Origin of the sequence: Loktanella sp. DJP18 (genome assembly GCF_049310965.1) — a bacterium.
Taxonomy (GTDB): domain Bacteria; phylum Pseudomonadota; class Alphaproteobacteria; order Rhodobacterales; family Rhodobacteraceae; genus Loktanella.
Genome location: NZ_JBMERN010000363.1, coordinates 1 through 795 on the forward strand (window position 1 = coordinate 1; position 795 = coordinate 795).

The 795-nt window shown below is 53.8% G+C and carries 1 protein-coding gene; it reads left to right on the plus strand.

Annotated features, from left to right (window positions below; translation table 11 throughout):
* Positions 1 to 14: 14 nt before the first annotated feature.
* On the plus strand, positions 15 to 795 hold a 781-nt coding region (locus ACOI1H_RS25920), incomplete at its 3' end, for a sensor histidine kinase (protein WP_422441227.1).

A 795-nucleotide genomic window follows, 5' to 3' on the forward strand; every position in this document is an offset into this window, starting at 1 on the left:
CTGGCGGCTTGCGCATGCTGATGATCAAACTCGTCATCTGTACCGTGTCCGGGGCGTCCGTCATCGTGTTCTATTCGGTGTCGATCGCCTTGATACAAGGTCCCGGCGCGCACTTCATGTCGCTTTTCTTCCTGTTCGCCGCTGCCATTTTTGCCGCGATGAACAACCACCAGGTTTTACCGATTCTCGTCTTGCGGCTGGCGATTTACGGATCTGCATTCCTGCTGATTCCTGCATATGACATCTACGTCACAGGTGCCGCGATAGACTCAGAGCTATGGGCTCAGCTTTTCACGTCGGTCTTCGTCTTGTATTTTGTGATCGATTGTTCGCGCGTGCACCTGACCCTCTATCGGGCGAACATGAATCAGATGGCCGAACTGCGCGTGCAGCATGCGCGAGCAGCGGATGCCTTGCGGATCAAGTCGAAGTTTCTGTCGACGATGAGTCACGAGCTCAGGACGCCACTGACTTCGATCCGCGGATCGATCGACTTGATCGGATCCGGTCACTTCGGAGAGATCACCCCGAAGGTGAAATCGATCGTCGCCATTGCCCAGCGGAACTGTTCTCTGTTGATCCATCTTGTCGACGATATTCTTGACCTGCAGAAGATCGAGTCAGGCCGTATGGACTACAATATGGAGGAACTGAATGTCACCGAATTGGTCCATCAGTCGATAGCGTCGAATGGCCCATATGCTGAACGGCTCGGCATCAAATTGGCTTTGGAAAGCGATGATGATTCGATCTGCGTGACAGGTGCGTATTCCGGGGTCATCCGGCCACTGATTC